Origin of the sequence: Nibrella viscosa (assembly GCF_039541875.1) — a bacterium.
In the GTDB taxonomy this organism is placed as follows: domain Bacteria; phylum Bacteroidota; class Bacteroidia; order Cytophagales; family Spirosomataceae; genus Nibrella; species Nibrella viscosa.
The window spans coordinates 292148-312885 of sequence record NZ_BAABHB010000003.1 but is presented as its reverse complement, the minus strand read 5'-3'; the positions used below and the strand labels follow the sequence as shown (position 1 = coordinate 312885).

The window sequence follows — 20738 nt, the reverse complement described above, 5'->3', positions numbered from 1 at the left end:
CGATCAGAGATAAAAGTTATAGGTAATTGACGGAATCAGGGTGCCAAACACCGCCAACCGGTACGAACGGGTCTGCCCCAAACTGCGGGTGAAGTAGATAGAATACGGATTTTTTCGGGCATATAGGTTGTAGATGCCCAGATTCCAGATACTATACCGCGTTTGCCGGTTGTTGCGCCGGGTATCCTTGGAAAACGAGACATCGAGCCGGTGGTAGTCCGGTATCCGGTCGGCATTACGGCGGGAATAATTCAGCACCGGCTCCTCATTGAATGAATACTGCCCATCGGGGTACGTAGCCGGAATACCCGTGCTGTACACAAAATTAGTTGAGAAGGCCCAGTTGTAGGGCAGCGCCCACCGCGCCTGTAGATTCAGTATGTGCGGCCGGTCGATGGTGGCCGGATAATAGGCTCCCCGGTTGATCTGTAGTTCGCTGAACGTTGTCTGCACCGCCACCAGCGACCGGGCGTAGGCGTAATTGAACTGCCCCGTAAGCCGGCCTTTGCTGTTGCCGATGCTGAACTCAATGCCGTAGGCCCGGCCTTTTGCCGGCAGCAGATCGGTTTCCAGCGTGCGGTTGAGCAGCAGCGTGGCTCCGTTCCGGTATTCAACCAGATTACTCAGCGAGCGGTAATAGGCTTCCAGGCTTATTTCAACGGCATCGTCACGCAGGTTCCGGAACAGTCCCACGGCAAATTGGTCGGCAACCTGATTGGGCACGTACTGGTCGCTGACCTTCCAGAAATCGATGGGCGTAATAGCCGTGGTGTTGGAGATCAGGTGAATGTATTGCCGCAGCCGGCTGTAGTTAACTTTTAATGAAGCTGCCGGGCCAAGCTGCAGCCGCATCCCCAGCCGGGGCTCCCAGCCGCCATACGACTGTACAGGCTGATTGGCGGCATAGCGCACAGAATCCGTAATCGTTTCCGGCGACCGGGGTACAGTAGCCTCATACCGATACACCGTCTGCGGCCCTACCTGGCTATAGAGCGAATACCGCAGACCAGCCTGCACCGTCAGCGCTGGACCCACCACCCACTCCGTTTGTACGTACAGACCGCCCTCACGGGCATATTCCGGCTCGAGCCGCTGCGGATTTACGTTCGATTGGTTGCTGGTGGGTTGCAGGTTGCCTTTCTGCACCTGATACAGAATACCGTTGGTACCCACCTGCAGGCGGTGCTTCCGGGCCAGGGTATAAAACAGGTCGGCTTTAACTTCCCGATGACGGATGTACGAATTCAGCCGGAAGGTAAGCCCTTCGTCCAGGCCGTCGATCTGGTACTGGTAACCGCTGTAGAGAGCATTGACGTTGAGTTGCAGATTCGGCCGGAGCAGGCTGCTCCACCGTAACGAAGCCACATCTGACTGCCAGCCGTAGAGCGTATCGCCCGGAAACCGGAAGCTATCCTGACTGCGGTAAGCCGATAGCGATACCGTATTCCGGTCGTTGGGGGCATATTGCAGCTTTATGTTGCCGTCGTAGAAAAAGGCCCGGCTTTGCCTGACGCTATTGGTCGGAAACAGGCGCATGATGTAGGTAGGGTAAGCGATACGCCCACCAGCCAGTAACGTCAGTTTTTTGGAGATGGGGCCATCTACCAGCAGCCGGGTGCTGACAGGACTTACGCCACCCGACACCCGCCAGCCTTCGCGGTTACCGGCGCGGGTGTTCATCAGCAGCAGTGACGACGCCCGCCCACCGTACTGCGCCGGAAAACCGCCTTTAAACAGATTGACGTCCTGCACCGCATCGGCGCTGACGCTGGTAAAGAAGCCCAGCAAATGCGAGGTATTGAATAGCGGAGCGCCGTCGAGCAGCACCAGGTTCTGATCGGCCCGCCCACCCCGAACGTTGAAGCCACCAGCTCCTTCCCCGGCAGTGGATACCCCCGCCTGAAGCGTGAGCGCCCGCAGAATGTCCGGCTCTCCCAGCACTACCGGCATCTTTTTCAGTTGCGGCATACTAAGCTGAATCTGGCTCATGCGAACGCTCTGGACATTTTGCCCCGGCTCTCTGGCCCGGATCTCTACCTCATCCAGCTCAAAGACCCGGCCGGCGATGCGGAAAGTAACGGTACGGTCGCTGGTCAGCGTCACGTTCTCGCGGCCCGACACATAGCCTACCGCCGTGATATTAACCGTAAAGGTACCGGCACTTAGCAGCAGCGAAAAGCGGCCCGATGAGTCGGTAGCGGTTCCGGCACCGGTCTGCGGAACGTACAGCGTGGCACCCGGCACCGGTTTGCCGGACACCGACTCCAGCACTACCCCGCGCAGTTCGTAGCGAGACTGGGCAGCGGCCGTTATTGATAAAGCCAATAAAGCAAACAGATAAACAGATTGAATCATAAGGTGTGGCTCGTAGAGGCAACCGGCTACCATTACCTCCTAAAGGCGAAAGGTACTAAAGAACACCTGAAGAGTCTTTGCCTTACACTAGATTTACACCTTATGCCCGCACAAGCGGAGCGGATCCCCGGCTTACCGCCGGTTTAGCTTAGGCTGCCCAAAAGTGACTGAGCCATTGCCAGCCCCGACAGATAAGCGCCTTCAACATTGCCGATGCCAAAACCATCGCCCCCGAACAGCAGCGGATTTGGGGTATTAGCGGCCAGAAACGTTTCCGGGTGCCGGTGTTCGGCGTTACTGTACCGCCACCGGTGTACCTGCACAGAGTCGACGCTGTCGGCGGGTAGCCACTCACGCAGGTGGCTCACTAGTTGCTGCCCGACGCTGTTCAGATCATCTTCCAGATGAGCCTGGCTGTAGGGGTGGCTGGCGTGGATCGTGACCGACGACAGATTGGGGGAGATTCCTTTCTGATAGTTATCGGCCACCCAGGCTATCGGCCCCTCGTCAAACTTAAGATACCCCGGTGCCGGTATGCGGCTCGGCCGGTTCAGCAGCGCCATCACCGCCAGACACGGTTGATAATTTATCTCCTCCAGTACCGCAAGGCCGGTGCTGGTCAAATCAATACTGCTATCACGAAGTAAGGTCAACGCCTGCGGAGCCGGTACGGTAATCAGCAGCGCATCGGCCTGATACAACGTCCCTGCTTCGGTTTCTACCTGCCAGCCGCTGGCCTGGGCCACCAGCCGGTTAGCTCGCTCGCCGGTACGGATGTCCAGGCCGCGGGCCAGGTATTTGGCAATGGCGTTCATGCCGTCGGTGCCAACGTAGCGCGGGTGCTGAAAGTGGCCCGGCGCTTCTTCCAGATGCCACTCCTTTACCAGCCCAACCTCCATCCAGTTGCCCACCTCGGCCTGAAATACGGGGATTTTAGCGGAGAAATACTGGGCACCGTGGTCGGCGCGGCCTTGCTCAATCCGGCGGGTAGCCAGCCGCCCTCCTACCCCGCGTCCTTTATCGAGCAGAGTGACAGTAACGTTATGGCGGGTTAATTCGCGGGCGGCCGTCAGTCCGGCCAGCCCCGCTCCGATAATCAGTACAGAATGCATAGAAAAAAGCCGGTCATCCGGCCGGCATAGGAGTGCGTTACGGAAAGTTTTATTTTTACCGTCAACAACCTGATGAAGCAGATTGTTAATCTTTTCATGCGACAGAATGTTCTGATCCGGTATGTTTTACCCCTGCTTATTGCGCTTCCTCTTGGCTATGCCCTGATATATCCGGAAATTCTGCGCTGTCACCTGATCGGCTACTCCCCCCGCTTTATGCCGCTGGCTGATACCACCCGCCGGATTTACGTCAGCGCCGGTACGCCCGTTTCGCAGCAAAAGCAACTGCGCCAGAATGTTCGGCTAGCCCACGAACGGCTGCGCCGGTACTGGCATCCGCTCGAAGGGCAGGCCGTGCTTATCTATTGCCGTACCCAGGAAGACTACATTCAATACTGCGTTGGCGGAGAAGGTGCGGGGTGCAGCCTGGGCACCCCCTGGGGCACTTCCTTTCTGGTATTAGGACCGGATGGCAATAATGTGGATGTGATCGCACACGAACTCTGCCATGATGAATTATTTGCCCGGTTAGGCTGGCTGACGGTGAAACGGCAGATTCCGCAGTGGTTCAACGAGGGGCTGGCCATGATGGTCGATTATCGCTTCACCCCGCCCAACCATTCCGGATCGATAAACCGCGTGCAGCGCTACCGCGACTTTCGGGACGAATGGCTCTACTATACGCACGGACGGCAACGGGTGGTGGCCCTGACCAACCTGGAAACGACCCGCGATTTTTTTGCGGGCACGTACCGGCAGGTCATGCTGGCGTATATGACCGCCGGTATGGAGGTTTCGCGCTGGCTGATGTGGGTAGGACCGCAGGGGGTAGCGCAGTTGACGGAAACCGTGGCCGATGGGTACGATTTTCCGGAGGTCTATGTGCGGCTTGAGAGGCAGGCCCGTAGCCGCAAAAAATGATTGCGGTCAGGCCGGCCCGGCACGACGTGTTACTGAATAGCCATCTCATGCGAGGTGGCGTAGGCCTTGCCAAAATCGACCTTCTTCACCTGACCGGCTATGTAGCGCATACCCTGGAAGATATGCTGCACAAAGGTCGGGTCCTGGTAGTCTTTCTTGTCGTGACCGAGGGCGGTACACCAGGTATAGCCGCCATCGTAGTTGTAGTACCAGGCCGCCGGGTATAATTCGGTGTATGTACCCCGGTTCTGGTTTATTTTTTCGGCATCGGCCGGGTTAAGCACTGTCAGGTCGTGGGCCATGATAACGGTAGGGCCGGGTGACATTTCCTTGGCAAAGTAGCATTCATCTTCTTTCTCCCAGACTTTCGGCAGTCCTTCCATCGACGGGTGACCGGGGTCGAGTACGTGGACTTTCAGCTGCTGGAAACGGGGGTGCCAGGCAAACGTACCACCCAGCATACGCTTGAACCAGGTCCAGTTCCGCTCGGTACCCATGACCGAGTGAATGCCCACAAAGCCACCGCCGGCTTCGATGTACCGCCGGAACGCCAGCCGCTGTTCGTTGGTGTCGAACACATCGTTGTTGGTGCTGGGAAACACCAGCATGGTGTATTGCTTCAGGTTGGCCTCGGTAAACACCGCCGGTTGGTCGGACACCTCAACGCTGAAGCCGTGCTCCTGCCCCAGTTTCTGAATAGCGGCTACGGCAAAGGGAATATTGTCGTGAACATAGCCCTTGCCGTTTTTGGTGTACACCAGCACTTTCACTTTTTTCCAGTTAACCGGTGCCTGCTTCTGCCGGCTGGCTACCATTGTCAACAGGCAAAGTCCGAGCAGTACAACGGTGAAAAGTCTAGCCATTACTCCTTTATGCTTTAAGGTTGATTTTTTGGGCCTGCTGCTGGGCTTTCAGAGCCAGTTCGGTAGCCAGGAAGCAGTGTTCCTGCGACATGGCCGTTTCGGTCCGGTTCACCACATCATCCACAAGCTGTTCGCCGTAGGGCAGCGGCTGCTTGCTGCAATCAATGTACTGCGTTCCCTTATTGTCGACCAGAAAGAGGTGGTTACCGCCATCGCGGCCGGCAATATCAATATTCTTGCGGATCTCGATGTAGCCGTCGGTGCCGAGAATGGTCAGTCGGCCGTCGCCCCAGGTTTTGAGCCCGTCGGGCGTAAACCAGTCGACGCGGATATAACCCATACCGCCGTTACCGCGCAGCATGACATCGCCAAAATCTTCAAATTTAGGATACTGCGGATGGTGTACATTGCCCACCTGCGAAGCAACTACCTGGGCCTGGCTGGAGCCGGTAAAAAACAGATACTGATCGAACTGATGGGAGCCAATATCGCAGATGATACCGCCGAAGCGCTGCCGGTCGAAGAACCAGTCGGGCCGGGTGCTGGTACTCATTCGGTGTGGACCCATTCCGATGGTCTGGATTACCTTGCCGATGGCACCCGCCTTCACCAGTTCGCCGGCTTTTATGGTAGCCCGGTTTTCCAGCCGCTCACTGTACATGATGGAGTAAATGCGCTTGGTCTCTTTCTGCACCTTACGCACCTGCGCCAGTTGGTCAAGCGTGGTAATGCCCGGCTTATCAACCATATAATCTTTACCGTGGCGCATCACCTGAATACCCAGCGGAGCCCGCTCGTCGGGAATACCGGCGCTCAGAATAAGCTGGATGCTGTTATCCTCCAGCACCTCCTTTTCGCTGCGAGCCTGTTTTGCCATCGGGAAGCGCTTGGCAAACGCAGCCGCCAGATCGGGCTCTTTAGCATAAAACGAAACAAACTCACCGCCCCCGCGCCGTACTGCTTCCACCTGCGAATTAATGTGTCCGTGGTTGATGCCGATGACACCGAACCGGATACGGTCCGCTTTGGGCGTTTGCCCGAGGCTGCTCACGATGGGTTTGCTGCCATAGACTTTAGGGGTTGCGGAGACTTCGGGCAGGGTCGACAAGGCGACCAGCCCGGCGGCTGTAGTGACGGACTGTTTCAGAAAGTCCCGCCGGTTGGCTTGGTCTTCTTTCATGTGTTTGGGTTGGTTAGGGGGTAATCTTATTTCCCACTCGCCGTGTTCTGACCCTGCTTGGCCAGTTCCAGCGCACGCGTGGTGGTGTAATACTTGGCAATCATATTGGGTACTTCCCACTCCGGTAGTTTGCCTGCTTTCAGGTATTTCAGGAAGTTTTCCATTACCCGTGCGAAGTGGGCTTCGTGGCCTTCCTTATACGATTCAGGAATAATCACCTCCCAGCCCTTTTCCAGTTTTTTCAGTTCCACACCGGGGTACTTTTGCTGAAGCGTTTTCAACGATGCCGCCAGTTTGGTGTCATAAGCGGCACCGCCCGCAATCGGCTCAATGTATAACGTCGGCTTATACTGCTGCTCGGCTCCCTGCCGGATAATCAGGTTGGCTTTGGTACCGCGCATTATGGAGTAGTGCGTATCGCCGGCCCCTTCGGGTGCCTGATACGCCCAGATGACGGATACTTTGGCGTTGACACCCCGAACCTGGTAGTTGATCTCGCCGTTGCTGTAGACTTTCAGCACGCCATCCGGTCCTACGTCTTTTTTGAGGTAGTCCGGATAGCCGTTAAGCTTCGTAATGGTGTTGAACTGCTCGCGGGTCATGTCGGTAGTCCACCGGCGGGCATCGGTCAGCCTGATGTCCTTCTTGTAGTCGATGATTTGGTTGGGGAAGCACTCCCACTGAACCAGATCGACCAGGTGCGTGGTCACGTCGACAATCCCCTCTCCCTGCTGGGCCACATCCATAAACCAGGCCGGGCGCGTCAGCACACTGCCGGAAACGTATTTGTAGAAGTGGTGAACGCTCTCCTTCGTCACAGCCGGGTTGTCGGGCGTTCCTTTTTCCAGCGTCCCGAACACGTCCGGCAGCATGGAGAACTCCCGCTGCAGCAGGGTCGAAATCTCGAACCGCTCGGTCATGATGTCGTACAGCATCACTTTGTTTTTGGCGGCTACGGCAAAGGCATCTTTGAGCTTATCAAAATTACCGGCATTAATTACCATCGGCTTATCGGCCAACACGTTAAAACCGGCCGCTACCGATCGGTGAATGTAATCGGTCTTCAGCCGGTTGTTACCGGCCATTACCACTACATTGCCGGCCTTGCCCGCCAGCATTTTTTCCATGAAGTCATTGCCCGTGTACACCTTCTCCTGCCAGGTCGTTGGGTTCTCCCGCCGACTGTTATAGCTCAGAATCCGGTCGAGGTGCAGTTGCAGATCGGGGCCGGCGGGTGTGTATACATGCACCAGCGGGTCTACATCCGGGTACATACTCTTCTGCACCAGAGCCGCGTGGAAGTGGCCAGGGTCGAGCGTAATCAGTTTGACAGGCTTAGTGGCTGCCTTATTCGGCACCTGCGCAGACAGCGACGTAGAGACGATAGGCATGACTAACAGAGCCGCCACAGACAAAAACTTCATAGGTTGTGCTTGGTTGTTATTTTACTTTGCTGCTGGCCACGGCCTTAATCGCATACGGTGTCCGCTGCGGCCGCGACAACAGTTTATTGGCTTCGGGATCGTTCTTAAATACTTCTTTCTTCGGATCCCAATATAGTTTCCGGTTCAGCTTCATGGCCGCGTGGTGCAGCAGACAGGCGGTGCAGGAGCGGTGACCTACCTCGGCTGGGGCAATCGGCTCTTTACGGCTCACAATGCTTTCCAGCCAGTTGCCGTGGTGCTCTTTGCTGACCGGCAAATGAATTTCGCTGGGGCCAATTACGGAGGTAAGCAGTTTCGGATCGCTGGCGTCCAGCTTTTTGGCGGCCTGCTGCTTCGCCACCGGATCACTGGCTGTTACCGAAGCATCCCCGCGTGATACAAAGATCCAGCCATTAGTACCTTCAAACCGGATGCCGTTGGGCAGTTCGTTGCTGACGATCATGTGAACGCCGTTTTCATACAGGGCTTCGGTCTGGAAAATGCCGTGTACATCCCACAGCCCTTTCTTCGGAAAGTCGGCCTTACCCCAGATTTCCACGGGGCCGGTGTATTCGGTATTCATGGCCCAGTGGGCGCAGTCGATATGATGCGAGCCCCAGCCGGTAATCATACCCGCGCCAAACTGCTCGCAGCGCAGCCAGCCCGGCCGGTCGTAATCGGCCTGCGGGTGTACGCGCTTTTCGGTATAATACACCTCCGGCGTAGTACCCAGCCACATATCATAGTTGAGGTTTTTCGGGATGGGCATTTCCGGCTCCTCGTCGCCCGAGGGGTCACCCGGTAAGCCGACATACACTTTCTTCAACTGCCCGATGCGGCCGTTGCGCACCAGTTCGGCCGCGTAGCGGAACTGCTCCGACGACCGCTGCTGACTGCCCACCTGCATAATCCGGCCTGAGCGCTTCACGGCATCGGCCATGGCCCGGCCTTCCGAAATGGTCAGCGACGCGGGCTTCTGCATATACACATCCTTACCGGCCTCCACCGCATGAATGGCAATGGGTGCGTGCCAGTGGTCGGGCGTACTGATAAGTACCGCGTCCACATCCTTGTTCTGAAGCAGTTCCCGATAGTCGGTGTACACCCGAACACCGTCGTAATCCTTACCGGTTTTCTTCGAGTATACGCTGTTGACCAGCGTTTTGGCATCGTTGGCGCGCTTGCTGTCTACATCGCAGACCGCCATAATCAGGGCGTTATCGTACCGCCATACGCCCGGCATATCATGCGTGCGGGAGATACGGCCGGTGCCGATAGCGCCGATATTGATGCGGTTGCTGGGTGCATTTTTGCCAAAAACGGAGGCCGGCACAATGATCGGGAACCCGCTGAGGATGGCCGTGGACAAGGCCCCTTTGGCGGCCGTGTTCAGAAAGTCTCTTCTGGAAACACCTGTTTTTTTTTCGTCTTGCATGAGTCAGGATGTTAGGGTTCAGATCGGTTTAGTGCCCAAAAAAGCACCGAAAAGCCGGTAATCTACTCGTACGTGCGTTGGTGTCAGGCTACCGGCGATACCGGTTCCGGCGTTTGAGTGCCCGAGAAGTTGACCAGTTTAAACTTCGGCACCAGGAAGTGCATAATGCTCCAGGCCGTCAGGTAGGCAAAGCCACAAATAATGAACATGATGTAATAGCCTGTTTCAATATGGCCCTGGCCCTTGTAATAGTCGAACAATTGACCAGCCAGCCGGGCGATAAAAATACCGCCGAAGGCCCCGGCCATACCGCCAATCCCCGTTACCGAAGCAACGGCCCGGCGCGGGAACATATCCGATACGGTCGTGAAAATATTGGCGCTCCAGGCCTGGTGAGCCGAGGCTGCAAAGCCGATTATCAGCACCGCCAGCCAGAGGTTCATGCTACCCAGGTACTGGGCAAACACCACCGGCAAGGCACATAGGGCGTAGATAAACATCGAGGTTTTACGCGCCCGGAACACCGGAAAACCTCTCTTGATCAGGTTCAGCGGCAACCAGCCCCCGAAAACACTGCCTATACTGGCTATCGTATACACCAGCGCAACCGGCAGGGCCATGTCTGTACCCTGAAGCCCATATTCAGCTTTCAGGAACGCCGGTAGCCAGAACAGATAGAACCACCAGATGGGGTCGGTCAGCAGCTTGCCGAAAAAGAACGCCCAGGTCTGACGGAAGGTCAGCAGCCTGAACCAGGAGACTTTTTCGCCTTTGGCGGCTTCTTCCTCCATCCGTTCTTCTACATCGCTGTTGATATAATTCAGTTCTTCGGTTGTCACGTTTTTGTGCCGGGCCGGCGTGTCGTAAATGGTCAGCCAGAGCACCAGCCAGATAATACCGGTAGCCCCCGTCAGGATAAACGCCCACTGCCAGCCCCAGTTGGTGGCAATAAACGGCACCGTCAGCGGGGCCAGAATAGCACCCACATTGGTACCGGAATTAAAGATCCCCGTGGCCAGCGCCCGCTCTTTTTTGGGAAACCATTCGGCCACGGTCTTGATGGCGGCCGGGAAGTTACCGGCTTCACTTAAGCCAAGAGCAGCCCGCGCAATCCCGAAGCCAAAGGTGGTTTTGGCCAGGGCAGTAGCCATGCCTACAATACTCCATAAGGTCAGTGAAATAGCGTAGCCGGTTTTGGTGCCGACCTTATCAATGACCCGGCCGATACCTAGCATACCTAAGGCGTAAGCCGCCTGGAACACAACGACCAGATTGGAGTAATCCGTTTCGGTCCAGTTAAAGTCTTTCTCCAAATTGGGTTTTAAGAGACTGATAACAACCCGGTCGAGGTAATTTATGGTTGTCGCAAAGAAGATAAGACCACAAATCGTCCAGCGGTATGAGCCAATAGATCGTGATGTCATAAATGAGGTTGGTTACGTACTGTATAAAAAAGAGACTGAAGTGCTGAACTACCCGGACTAAACACCGGAGAAAATATGAAAACCGCCGTCGACGCAGATTACTTCGCCACTGACAAACCGTGAGGCATCGCTCAGCAGCCAGATCAGGGTGCCAATCAGTTCGTCGGGTTCGCCGAAACGTTTGTAGGGTGTGTTGCGGATAACGGCCTCACCCCGGGCGGTATACGTGCCGTCTTCGTTGGTGAGCAGCCGCCGGTTCTGGTGCGTGACAAAGAAACCGGGGGCAATGGCGTTCATGCGAATCCTGTCGCCGTAGCGCTGCGCCAGTTCTACCGACATCCAGCGGGTAAAATTATCGACAGCCGCTTTGGCCATCGAATAGCCCAACACCCGTGTAATAGCGGTCTGAGCCGCCATAGACGAAATATTGACGATGCTACCCCCTTTTTCGGTCAGGTGCTTACCGAAAACAACCGTGGGCAGAATAGTGCCGTAAAGATTGAGATCAAACGCCTGCTTCAGCGCGGGCAGGTTGACCTGGAAAATATCCTGATCGGGCCCAATCACAGCCTGCGGAATATTACCGCCCGCTCCGTTGACCAGGCCATCAATACGGCCGTAGGTTTTCAGGATTTCCTCGCAGGTCTGATTCAGTTCGTCTTCGTTGAGCACATCGGCCTGTATGAACAGCACATCACCACCGGCCTGCCGCAGTTGTTCGGTCCGCTCCTCGCCCACTTCGCGGTTGCGGCCCAGCAGCACCACGCGCCCGCCGGCTTCGCAAATGCCCTGGCAAAACGACCCACCCAGGATGCCGGTACCGCCCGTTACGATAATCACTTTTTCCGCCAGGCTGAAAAGGCTGCTAAGCCCGCTACCCGACGTTTTTTCTGATACTTTATTCATTGAACTGCCTGCTTATTTACTGTAAAGACAGCAAGCCGCCAGAAATACCTTAGTTAACCGGAAGTTTACACGAATATCACACGTCAGCTTATCCCTTTAGCTACCAGATACCCCGATGTACCGGCCAGTCCAGGTCCGGGATGCGTTGAGGCTCCGATGTGAAACAGGTTGGAAAAAGGCGAATCAAGGGTCAGATGAATCACAAAATCACCCCGACCGTAACGGTATTCTCTGGCTTCGCGTCTGATGCCGGGCTTTACCGGCGCTTCGCTTATCAGCAGGCGCGTACAACTGTATTGACCATATTACCGTTGCCGGGCGTATGCCGGTTGACCTCAGCGATGGTTTTCTGGCGGTCCGTAAAAAAAATGATGCTCTTCGCGTCGTCCGGAGACTTACCTGGCATACTAGAGGCTGTGGGTGCCGGAGTATTCCGATACCGTAAGCCATTAGCGGTCAGCTCCTCTTTAAACTTTATGTAGGCCGGCCCCGTTACGAACATCGTGTGGTAGGCAGACAGTATATCTGTTTTGAAGCCTGGGAAAACGGTTTCTTCCGTCAGAATATTTCCTCCGAGCCAGTCGTTTCGTTCAAAAATGGCAACGCTCTTGCCCTGTCTGGCTAAAACGACACCGGCGGTGAGGGCATTGACACCGCTGCCGATGATGACATCGTATGCGTTCATGAGCTTCGTGTAGTTGACATGGTATTGCAATAACCCCGCCCATTATCCGACGCAGCCTTTTGCCTATTAAGCGGACCTGACTATTGAGGTAAACCGAAGCAAATCCCCTTTTAGCCTATAGATTTATCGAAATTTTTTTGACCAATTTTCCGGCTTTCACATATCTACCTAACCTGCTGTTAATCAATTAGTAAACAGATACACAAAAAAGATTTAAGTGTAATTCACTACCGAAGTCTTGTGCAAGTTAGTCTTCATGTGTTTGGCTCGCCGGGAATCCGGGCCTAGTTTTGGGGACCGTAACCTGACTTAATCTATCATTGAAGGCGAGAAAACTACTCCTGTCAGCCTTGACGGCTGCTTGTTTGTCCGCGTCTGTTCAGGCCAAGCCAACGACGCCCCACGTAACCAAATTTGCCCACAAGTATGTGTCTGTACGCTACGTCTGGGGCGGCTCTACGCCGAGAGGCTTCGATTGCTCCGGTTTTACCAAATACTGCTTTCAACGTTTTGGTATTCGATTGCCGCGTGCGAGCTGGGAGCAGGGAAAAATGGGGACACCTGTAAAAAAAGAAAAAGCCAGACCGGGTGATCTGATCTTTTTCAGGGGAAAGATCAATAAAGGCAGCCAGATCCAGCATGTCGGTATCATTACAGACGTTGACAGAGGGCGCATCCGGTTCATCCACTCCATCACCAACAAGGGCGTCCGGTACGACTGGCTGAGTGTCAGCTACTACCAGAAGCGAATGCTGGGGATTCGCCGGGTTCTCAAGGTCTGATAATTCAGGAGAGTGTCAGCGTTGTCCCGGCATTACCTTCTTTTACAGCCTGCACAACCTGATCGGCGTGGCAGATGATGACCTTGGCCACGCCATTGCGCAGGGCCTTGAAGGCATTGTCGAGCTTGGGTATCATGCCTTTGCTGATGATGCCGGCGGTTTTGTGCGACTCGTACACCTGGGGTGTCAGCGACGAGATTACGCTGCTATCATTGGCCGGGTCCAACAGCACTCCTTTTTTCTCAAAGCAGTATACCAGCGTGACCGTGTTCTTGTGAACCATATCGACGGCAATGGCCGAAGCCATTGTATCGGCATTGGTGTTGAGCAGATTACCTTCCTCGTCATACGTCAGGGGCGCAAAAACCGGCACCAGGCCCTGCCGCAGCATATACTGAATCTGCCCGGAATCGATTTCGACTATATCCCCGACGAAGCCATAGTCGATTTCGCCGACGGCCCGTTTTTTGGCCAGCACCGTACTGGCATCAGCTCCGGTCAGGCCAATGGCGTTCACCTCCAGCGCCTGGAGTTTGGCCACAATCTGCTTATTGACCAGGCCGCCGTATACCATTGTCACCACATCCAGCATAGGCTGATCAGTAATACGCCGGCCCTCGACCATCGTAGTAGGTACGCCCAGCTTTTCGGCCACCTGCGTGGCAATCTTCCCCCCCCCGTGAACCAGAATCTTGTGGTCCCGTATCTGAGCGAAACTGCTCAGAAACTGGTTCAGGGCCCCAGGCTTGTCGATGACGTTACCGCCAATTTTAATGACTGTAAGATTATGCATATCGAAGCGATGTACGCTGAATCAAACGTTGTGGCTTCAGCTATTCCATACCGTGTAAAAGCGTTTTCAGCACCGCCTGCGCCGACCACTCCCGGTTGGCCGCCTGTTCTATCACCAGCGACTGCGGACTATCCAATACCTCATCGGTCACTTTCATATTCCGGCGTACGGGCAGGCAGTGCATAAACTTACCGTTATCGGTCAGTCGCAGCTTGTCCATGGTCACCATCCAGGTGGGGTCCTGCGTCAGCACCTGCCCGTAATGGGTATACGACGACCAGTTTTTGCCGTAGATGAAATCGGCTCCCTCAAAGGCTTCGTTCTGGTTGTGCGTCACGAGCGCATGGCCAACAAACTCCGGAGCCAGTTCGTAGCCTTGCGGATGCGTCACCACCAGCTCGACATCCATATGGTTCATCCACTCGCAGAACGAATTGGCTACCGCCTGCGGCAGTGGTTTGAAGTGCGGTAGCCACGTGAGTACCACCTTCGGCCGCCGTTTCACTTTAAATTCTTCAATGGTAATGCAGTCGGCCAGCGATTGCAGCGGATGCCGGGTGGCCGATTCCAGGTTGACGATGGGTACACCGGCGTATTTTTGGAACTGGGTCAGCACCTGCTCGCGGTAGTCTTTTTCCCGGTCCTTCAGTTCGGCAAACGCTCGTATGCCGATCATATCGCAGTACCGGCCGATCACAGCGGCTGCTTCTTTGACGTGCTCGGCTTTGTCGGCGTTCATAATAATCCCTTCTTCCATTTCCAGACCCCAGCTATCCTGCCCGACGTTCATAATCATGACGTTCATGCCGAGGTTTTGGGCAGCTTTCTGGGTACTTAGCCGGGTGCGCAGGCTGGAATTGAAGAAGATCAGGCCAATGGTCTTATTTTTACCTAAGGCCTGATCGGCGAAGGGGTGCTTTTTGACATACAGGCCTTCGTGGATGAGGGCGTTCAGATCGGTGACGTCGGATATAGAGGTGAAATTGGTCATTTATTTTTAACCGCAAAGGCGCTAAGGTGGGCGCTAAGTTCGCAAAGAAAAATTACAGGTTATTGGCTAATGGGCGGATGCCGTCTTTTATCAAGGCTACATTGAAGTTGATGAGCAGGCCGAGTTTGCAATGGGATAGCTTTAAATAGGTGATTAGTTGAGCAGTATGTACATCGTTGAGTGCGTCAACGGCTTTTAGTTCGATGATAACTTTCTGGTTTACCAGTAAATCGACGCGATAGCCAACATCCATTTTGATGGCATCATAATACAGAGGCAAGCCTTTCTGCCGCTCAACAGACATTCCCGCGTTGATTAGTTCATATGCCAGGCATTCCTCATAAGCCGATTCGAGCAAACCCGGTCCCAACGCCTTATGCACCTTAAAAGCATAATTAACCACAACACAAGCAATATCATTCTCTCCCATCTTCTCTTTTCTTTGCGACCTTTGCGCCCCCCTTCGCGTCTTTGCGGTTAAAAGTTATAGCACCACTTTTACTTCTTTACTTAAAGCCTCCAAAAACAGATCAGCCTCCTCATTCCCAATCGCCAGAGACGGCAGCAACCGGATTGTGTTTTTGCCGGCCACACCTGTAAAGATATGATGCTCGAACAGTAGCGTATTGCGCAGCGTCTCCACCGGAAAGTCGTACTCGATACCGATCATCAGCCCCCGGCCACGCAGTTCTTTATAGCCGCCGATCTGCCGGATACCATCCATCAGGTAGTCACCCATCCGGGTAGCATTCGTCATCAGTTCTTCGTCCTTCATAATATCCAGCACGGCAATAGCCGCCGTACAGGCCAGGTGATTGCCGCCGAAGGTGGTACCCAGCAGGCCATAGCTCGCTTTGAATGTCGGTGAGATCATAACCCCGCCAATCGGAAAACCGTTGCCCATGCCTTTAGCCATCGTAACCAGGTCCGGCTCAATGCCGCTGAACTGGTGCGAAAAAAAACGCCCCGACCGGCCATAGCCGCACTGCACCCCGTCCAGAATCAGCACCGCGCCGGTCTGGTCACAGCGCTGCCGCAGCGCCTGCAAGAACTCGTCGGTGGCCACATGAATCCCCCCCACGCCCTGGATACCTTCAATAATGACGGCGCAGGTCTCCTCCGTAATAGCCGCTTTAGCTGCTTCCACATCATTATACGGCACAAACTGCACATGCTGATTAAAATTGACCGGAGCCACAATGGCCGGGTTGTCGGTAGCCGCTACGGCCCCGGCAGTACGGCCGTGAAAGCCTTTTCGGAAAGCCACCACCTGTGTCCGGCCGGTATGAAACGATGCCAGTTTCAAGGCGTTTTCGTTCGCTTCGGCCCCGGAGTTGCACAGGAAGAGCGCAAAATCGGGGTAGCCTGAGAGTGCCCCCAGTTTATCAGCCAGTTCCTGCTGCTGCGGAATCTTTACCGAATTGGAGTAAAACGATATTTGCTGCAGCTGGTTGGTCAATGCCTGTACATAGCGCGGGTGCGTATGGCCAACGGAGATCACGGCATGGCCCCCGTAGAGGTCCAGATAGCGGTCGCCGTTCCGGTCCCACACATAACTTCCCAACGCCCGTACCGGCTCAATATCGTATAGCGGATATACATTAAATAATTGTGACATGACTTTGATAGCTTTCGCCGTTTAAGAGGATGGCAGCGACTGCCAAATAATCCTGCAAGTTTACTCAATAACGGGCAATTAGATTGTTAAAAACAAAAAAAACGGCGTAGCGGCTGTCCCGAAGGAAAGCCACTACGCCGTACTCGAAAATCAATACCAGTATTGGTTTGTCGGGCCTGTTAGGCTTAGGTTGCTAAGCCATATTGATCAGGCCGAGAACGATAAATACCACACCGGCGATACCAGCAATTGACGACAACCACCATAGGCCCGGAATCAAAGCCAGAACAATAGCAGCCAGCAGCAGGATCAGACCGATACGGATGTTTGAGTTCAACGCCTTGGCTTCATCAGGCGCTACTTTATTCTTGATTTTCTTATCGATCTTCTTCAGCAACATCTTCTCCACCATATTCAGCTTCTGGGGAGCGTTGCTTGCCTGCGGTGCCAGCGCGTTCTTCTCAGCGGCAGCAGTCAGCAGATTTTGTACTTTTGCCATCCGCTTTTCCAGCTTCTTATTGGCAACAGCCTTGTTCTCTACCGAGGCCAATGCTTCAGTTTGTACCGGAGCGGCTACCGTAGCCGACTCTGTTATTTGAGCTACCTGTACCTCGTCCTGCACCGGCGTTACCACAGCCTCAACTTTCTGGGCGTGGAAATTCTCGTGCTGGGTTCTCTGGAACGTAGCGTAGGGGCGGCTGCAGGCACTCAGTAAAGCGGCTGTGGCGAGGGCAAAAAAGGCATTTTTAGTCAAAGTTCTCATGCTACACATGGTTTTTTGGTTGGACATTGATTTTTTGCATGAACGCCTAAACATACACTTTGTTAGAAACAAATGAAAAAAACAGATAAAAAACTGAGTTAACGAAAAACCCGGCCTGAAATCAGGCCGGGTTTTTCATCTTCTTCCCGTATTTAGTCACTTAGAAGCAGACCTACGCCACTGACTTTAGCAGGTGTAGCGTGGACTTCCCGAACTTCTCCATCGCGTACTGTCGCGTAATGGTAAATTCCTTTGTATCTTCATCGGAGGGCAGCTCAAACATGGCATCGGTAATGATGGATTCGCAGATGGAGCGCAGCCCTCTGGCACCCAGTTTGTACTGCATGGCCTGGTCGACAATATACTCCAGCGCACTATCATCCCAATACAGTTTGATACCCTCCATATTAAAGAGCTTTTCGTATTGCTTAGTCAGGGCGTTACGCGGCTCGGTCAGGATACGAAGCAGCGCATCCTGGTTCAGCGGCTCCAGGTAGGTCAGCACCGGCAGGCGGCCGATCAGTTCCGGAATCAGGCCGAACGACTTCAGATCCTGCGCAGACACATACCGCATCAGGTGGCCTTTCTCAAACGTTTCGTTCAGCCGGCGGTCGCCGGAGAAACCAATAGGCCGGGTGTTGATTCGCTTGGCAATGTGCCGGTCGATACCATCGAAGGCCCCCCCGCAGATAAACAGAATGTTTTCGGTATTCACCGCAATCAGTTTCTGGTCAGGGTGTTTGCGACCTCCCTGGGGCGGCACATTCACCACCGAACCTTCCAGCAGCTTCAGCAACGCCTGCTGCACACCCTCTCCGCTTACGTCGCGGGTGATGGATGGGTTATCTGATTTGCGGGCAATCTTATCGATCTCGTCGATGTAGACGATGCCGCGCTCGGCAGCTTCTACATTATAATCGGCCGCCTGTAGCAAGCGGGTCAGAATGGTCTCTACATCTTCGCCCACGTAACCGGCTTCAGTAATCACGGTCGCATCGGCAATGCAGAATGGTACCTGCAGAATTTTAGCAACGGTCCGGGCGAGGTACGTTTTACCGGTTCCCGTCTCGCCCACCATGATGATGTTCGACTTTTCAATTGTCACTTCATCATCGGTTTTAGGCTGCATCAGGCGCTTGTAGTGGTTATATACCGCCACGGTCATCACTTTTTTAGCCTCGTCCTGACCAATGACGTACTGATCCAGGTATTTCTTCATCTCAATAGGCTTGATCAGATTGAACGAGGCCTCGGCCGTGGTTTCATTCTGACGCGGCTTTGTTTCCTCCAGCACTACCTGGTGACCTTGCTCAATGCAGTAGTTGCAGATGTGGGCATCGATTCCCGACAGCAGCAGGACTACTTCATTTTTACGTCGTCCGCAGAACGAGCAGTTAATTTGTGGCATTCTATATAGAATTTATAAGCTGGTTCAAAGTGCAAAAATAAACCGGGTTTACCATCTATTGTTGCAGTTGGTATAACAAAAAAATACGACCCAAGTTTCCCCAGGTCGTATTGGAAGAGTAAATTTATTATGCGGCATACAGTTTACCAAACCGATTATGTCGTAGCAGGGCGATCCCGGCGCAGTACTTCGTCGATCAGGCCGTATTCTTTAGCCTCATCGGCCTTCATCCAGTAGTCGCGGTCGGAGTCTTTCTCGATCTGCTCAAAGGTTTTGCCGGTATGCTGCGCCAGAATATCGTATAGCTCGCGACGCAGCAGCACAATCTGCTTGGCCGTAATTTCGATATCGACCGACTGACCCTGCGCCCCGCCCGACGGCTGGTGAATCATAATCCGGGCGTGCGGCAGCGCCGACCGTTTGCCGGCCGCACCACCCGCCAGCAGCACGGCACCCATCGAGGCCGCCAGACTGGTACATACGGTGGCCACATCAGGCCGGACGTACTGCATAGTATCGTAAATACCCAGACCGGCGTATACCGAACCGCCGGGACTGTTGATGTACATCAGGATATCTTTCTTCGGGTCGGCCGACTCCAGAAAAAGTAACTGCGCCACCACAATGTTGGCAATGTTATCGTCGACGCCCATGCCCATAAAGATGATCCGGTCGGCCATCAGACGCGAAAAAACGTCGACCTCGCGGAAGTTCATCGGCCGCTCTTCGATCACGGCGCGGGTCATGTTTTCAACGGTGTGGTTTACGTAACCGTCCACCGTCAGGCCGTTCATGCCGAGGTGATGAACGGCGTATTTGCGGAATTCCTGTCCGTAATTCATGCTTGCGTTCTCTAGTTTTATTTGGCAACGAAAATAGACAAATGTTGGTTAAACATATAGTTTCGACAAAAATGCATGATCCTTACAGAAATGCTTGTCGGCATGAGTTAAGATTTTATCGACTGGACTTGAGATGAAGACAAAAACCACCCACCGCTCACCCGGCGAACGCATCCGGCGGCTGCGCCTGCAACGGGGTTATTCTCAGGAGAATATGGCCGATCTGCTCAGCCTGTCTACCACCGCCTACGGCGATATTGAGCGCGGCAAAACGGAACTGACCCTGAGCCGCTTAGAGCAGATTGCAGACGTACTGAACCTGTCGGTAACCGAGCTACTGACCGAAGAGGCCATCACGGCCCAACCCGTAGAAATAATTGATAACGAAGTACGGCACGAACTGGAGACGCTCCGGCTAAAGCTGGAAAAGCAGCAGGTAGAACTGGATAAGCTCCGGCTGGAGGCCGAGCACTGGAAGCGTAAATACGAAGAGCGCGTTATGCTGGACCTGGTGCGGGCCATCGGTACCGATGTAGAGCAGCCACGGGAACGGGAGCGAATCGGATTTAAATAATTCGTTTAAAACGATAAACACTTACGCAAACAGGTCCGCGACCGTAAACTGGAAATCTGGCAGCACAGGGGACGCAGAGATTGTTTGCTGGCCCTTAATTACCGTAGAATCGTCGGGTGACGTGTAGGCATAAATTTTCTGATGTTTGGGAACAATGTACCAGCCCAACTGCGCTCCACCGTCGAAATAATCCTGAATCTTATCCAGCACTTCCTGGTGACTCTCCGAGTCTGACAGAATTTCGATGGCAAACAGCGTATTGACCCGCTCACCCCGCCGGATAGCCTGCCATTGCTCTGCCGTGAAGTAGCTGAGGTCCGGAATGCGCTTGCGGGTGGCGTCTACGTATGAGTCCAGTTCTGGATACAATATATGCTTTTGCTGATAGGCATTCGTTTGGGTAAACCGGCGGGCCAGAAAATCGGCAATGTCGATCTCATCCTGTTTCATGGATTTTGGAATGATGCGCCCCCGGACGAACTCGAAGCTACCGTCGTTACCGGGTTGCTTCTGCCACTGCTCAAACTCCTCGACAGTTTGCAGATGCGTCGGCAGGGCGGGGTTGGCGGCTGGATTTGAGATCATGGCGATTTTCCGGTTGAGTTGAGCTATAAAGATACCAAATTCCCTCACATGAGTTGCTATCCAGCCTTACGCACGAT

At 54.3% G+C, this 20738-nt stretch carries 20 protein-coding genes; 3 read left to right on the top strand and 17 right to left on the bottom strand.

Features of this window, described 5'->3' with window-relative positions; translation table 11 throughout:
- Positions 1–3 precede the first annotated feature (3 nt).
- A complete protein-coding gene (locus ABD931_RS09855) occupies positions 4–2355 on the bottom strand; it encodes a TonB-dependent receptor (RefSeq protein WP_345266489.1) in 2352 nt (783 codons plus the stop codon).
- 143 nt (positions 2356–2498) lie between these two features.
- Positions 2499–3467: an NAD(P)/FAD-dependent oxidoreductase gene (locus tag ABD931_RS09850; protein WP_345266487.1), complete on the bottom strand. Its 969-nt coding sequence runs from the start codon at positions 3465–3467 to the stop codon at positions 2499–2501.
- A gap of 72 nt (positions 3468–3539) precedes the next feature.
- On the opposite strand from ABD931_RS09850, the gene ABD931_RS09845 reads away from it, so the two are divergent.
- Entirely contained in the window at positions 3540–4388 is an 849-nt protein-coding gene (locus tag ABD931_RS09845) for a hypothetical protein (RefSeq protein ID WP_345266485.1), read from the top strand.
- A gap of 29 nt (positions 4389–4417) precedes the next feature.
- On the opposite strand, the gene ABD931_RS09840 is transcribed toward ABD931_RS09845, so the two are convergent.
- The 7 genes from ABD931_RS09840 to ABD931_RS09810 all read right to left on the bottom strand — a co-directional run bounded on the left by ABD931_RS09840 (position 4418) and on the right by ABD931_RS09810 (position 12305).
- Positions 4418–5251 carry a ThuA domain-containing protein gene (locus tag ABD931_RS09840; protein WP_345266483.1) on the bottom strand — a complete coding sequence of 278 codons (834 nt, stop codon included), beginning with the start codon at positions 5249–5251 and terminating at the stop codon, positions 4418–4420.
- 7 nt (positions 5252–5258) lie between these two features.
- Positions 5259–6431, bottom strand: a complete 1173-nt coding sequence (locus ABD931_RS09835; RefSeq protein WP_345266481.1) for a Gfo/Idh/MocA family protein — start codon at positions 6429–6431, stop codon at positions 5259–5261.
- Between the two features lie 26 nt (positions 6432–6457).
- The gene (locus ABD931_RS09830; protein WP_345266479.1) at positions 6458–7855 is read right to left on the bottom strand and encodes a putative oxidoreductase C-terminal domain-containing protein; all 1398 of its coding nucleotides are present in this window, start codon (positions 7853–7855) and stop codon (positions 6458–6460) included.
- 16 nt (positions 7856–7871) lie between these two features.
- Positions 7872–9290: a Gfo/Idh/MocA family protein gene (locus ABD931_RS09825; RefSeq protein WP_345266477.1), complete on the bottom strand. Its 1419-nt coding sequence runs from the start codon at positions 9288–9290 to the stop codon at positions 7872–7874.
- Positions 9291–9373: 83 nt separating this feature from the next.
- Positions 9374–10714: an MFS transporter gene (locus ABD931_RS09820; RefSeq protein WP_345266475.1), complete on the bottom strand. Its 1341-nt coding sequence runs from the start codon at positions 10712–10714 to the stop codon at positions 9374–9376.
- A gap of 57 nt (positions 10715–10771) precedes the next feature.
- Positions 10772–11620: an SDR family oxidoreductase gene (locus ABD931_RS09815; protein WP_345266473.1), complete on the bottom strand. Its 849-nt coding sequence runs from the start codon at positions 11618–11620 to the stop codon at positions 10772–10774.
- A gap of 274 nt (positions 11621–11894) precedes the next feature.
- Positions 11895–12305, bottom strand: a complete 411-nt coding sequence (locus ABD931_RS09810; protein ID WP_345266471.1) for an NAD(P)-binding protein — start codon at positions 12303–12305, stop codon at positions 11895–11897.
- Positions 12306–12670: 365 nt separating this feature from the next.
- On the opposite strand from ABD931_RS09810, the gene ABD931_RS09805 reads away from it, so the two are divergent.
- Positions 12671–13087, top strand: a complete 417-nt coding sequence (locus ABD931_RS09805) for a C40 family peptidase (protein WP_345266469.1) — start codon at positions 12671–12673, stop codon at positions 13085–13087.
- A gap of 4 nt (positions 13088–13091) precedes the next feature.
- On the opposite strand, the gene argB is transcribed toward ABD931_RS09805, so the two are convergent.
- From argB to ABD931_RS09770, 7 genes are all read right to left on the bottom strand, one after another.
- Positions 13092–13880: an acetylglutamate kinase gene (gene argB, locus ABD931_RS09800; RefSeq protein ID WP_345266467.1), complete on the bottom strand. Its 789-nt coding sequence runs from the start codon at positions 13878–13880 to the stop codon at positions 13092–13094.
- A gap of 40 nt (positions 13881–13920) precedes the next feature.
- On the bottom strand, positions 13921–14871 hold the full coding sequence (locus ABD931_RS09795; RefSeq protein ID WP_345266465.1) for an N-acetylornithine carbamoyltransferase: 951 nt from the start codon (positions 14869–14871) through the stop codon (positions 13921–13923).
- A gap of 52 nt (positions 14872–14923) precedes the next feature.
- Positions 14924–15301 carry a GxxExxY protein gene (locus tag ABD931_RS09790; RefSeq protein WP_345266463.1) on the bottom strand — a complete coding sequence of 126 codons (378 nt, stop codon included), beginning with the start codon at positions 15299–15301 and terminating at the stop codon, positions 14924–14926.
- A 54-nt stretch (positions 15302–15355) separates the two neighbouring features.
- The gene (locus tag ABD931_RS09785) at positions 15356–16489 is read right to left on the bottom strand and encodes an aspartate aminotransferase family protein (RefSeq protein WP_345266461.1); all 1134 of its coding nucleotides are present in this window, start codon (positions 16487–16489) and stop codon (positions 15356–15358) included.
- Between the two features lie 193 nt (positions 16490–16682).
- Positions 16683–17252, bottom strand: a complete 570-nt coding sequence (locus ABD931_RS09780) for a hypothetical protein (RefSeq protein ID WP_345266459.1) — start codon at positions 17250–17252, stop codon at positions 16683–16685.
- 172 nt (positions 17253–17424) lie between these two features.
- Positions 17425–18660, bottom strand: coding sequence for an ATP-dependent Clp protease ATP-binding subunit ClpX (gene clpX / locus ABD931_RS09775; RefSeq protein WP_345266457.1), 1236 nt, complete (start codon positions 18658–18660; stop codon positions 17425–17427).
- A 155-nt stretch (positions 18661–18815) separates the two neighbouring features.
- The gene (locus ABD931_RS09770; protein WP_345266455.1) at positions 18816–19502 is read right to left on the bottom strand and encodes a ClpP family protease; all 687 of its coding nucleotides are present in this window, start codon (positions 19500–19502) and stop codon (positions 18816–18818) included.
- Between the two features lie 133 nt (positions 19503–19635).
- On the opposite strand from ABD931_RS09770, the gene ABD931_RS09765 reads away from it, so the two are divergent.
- A complete protein-coding gene (locus tag ABD931_RS09765; protein WP_345266453.1) occupies positions 19636–20076 on the top strand; it encodes a helix-turn-helix domain-containing protein in 441 nt (146 codons plus the stop codon).
- Positions 20077–20097: 21 nt separating this feature from the next.
- On the opposite strand, the gene ABD931_RS09760 is transcribed toward ABD931_RS09765, so the two are convergent.
- The gene (locus tag ABD931_RS09760) at positions 20098–20661 is read right to left on the bottom strand and encodes a Uma2 family endonuclease (protein WP_345266451.1); all 564 of its coding nucleotides are present in this window, start codon (positions 20659–20661) and stop codon (positions 20098–20100) included.
- Positions 20662–20738 lie beyond the last annotated feature (77 nt).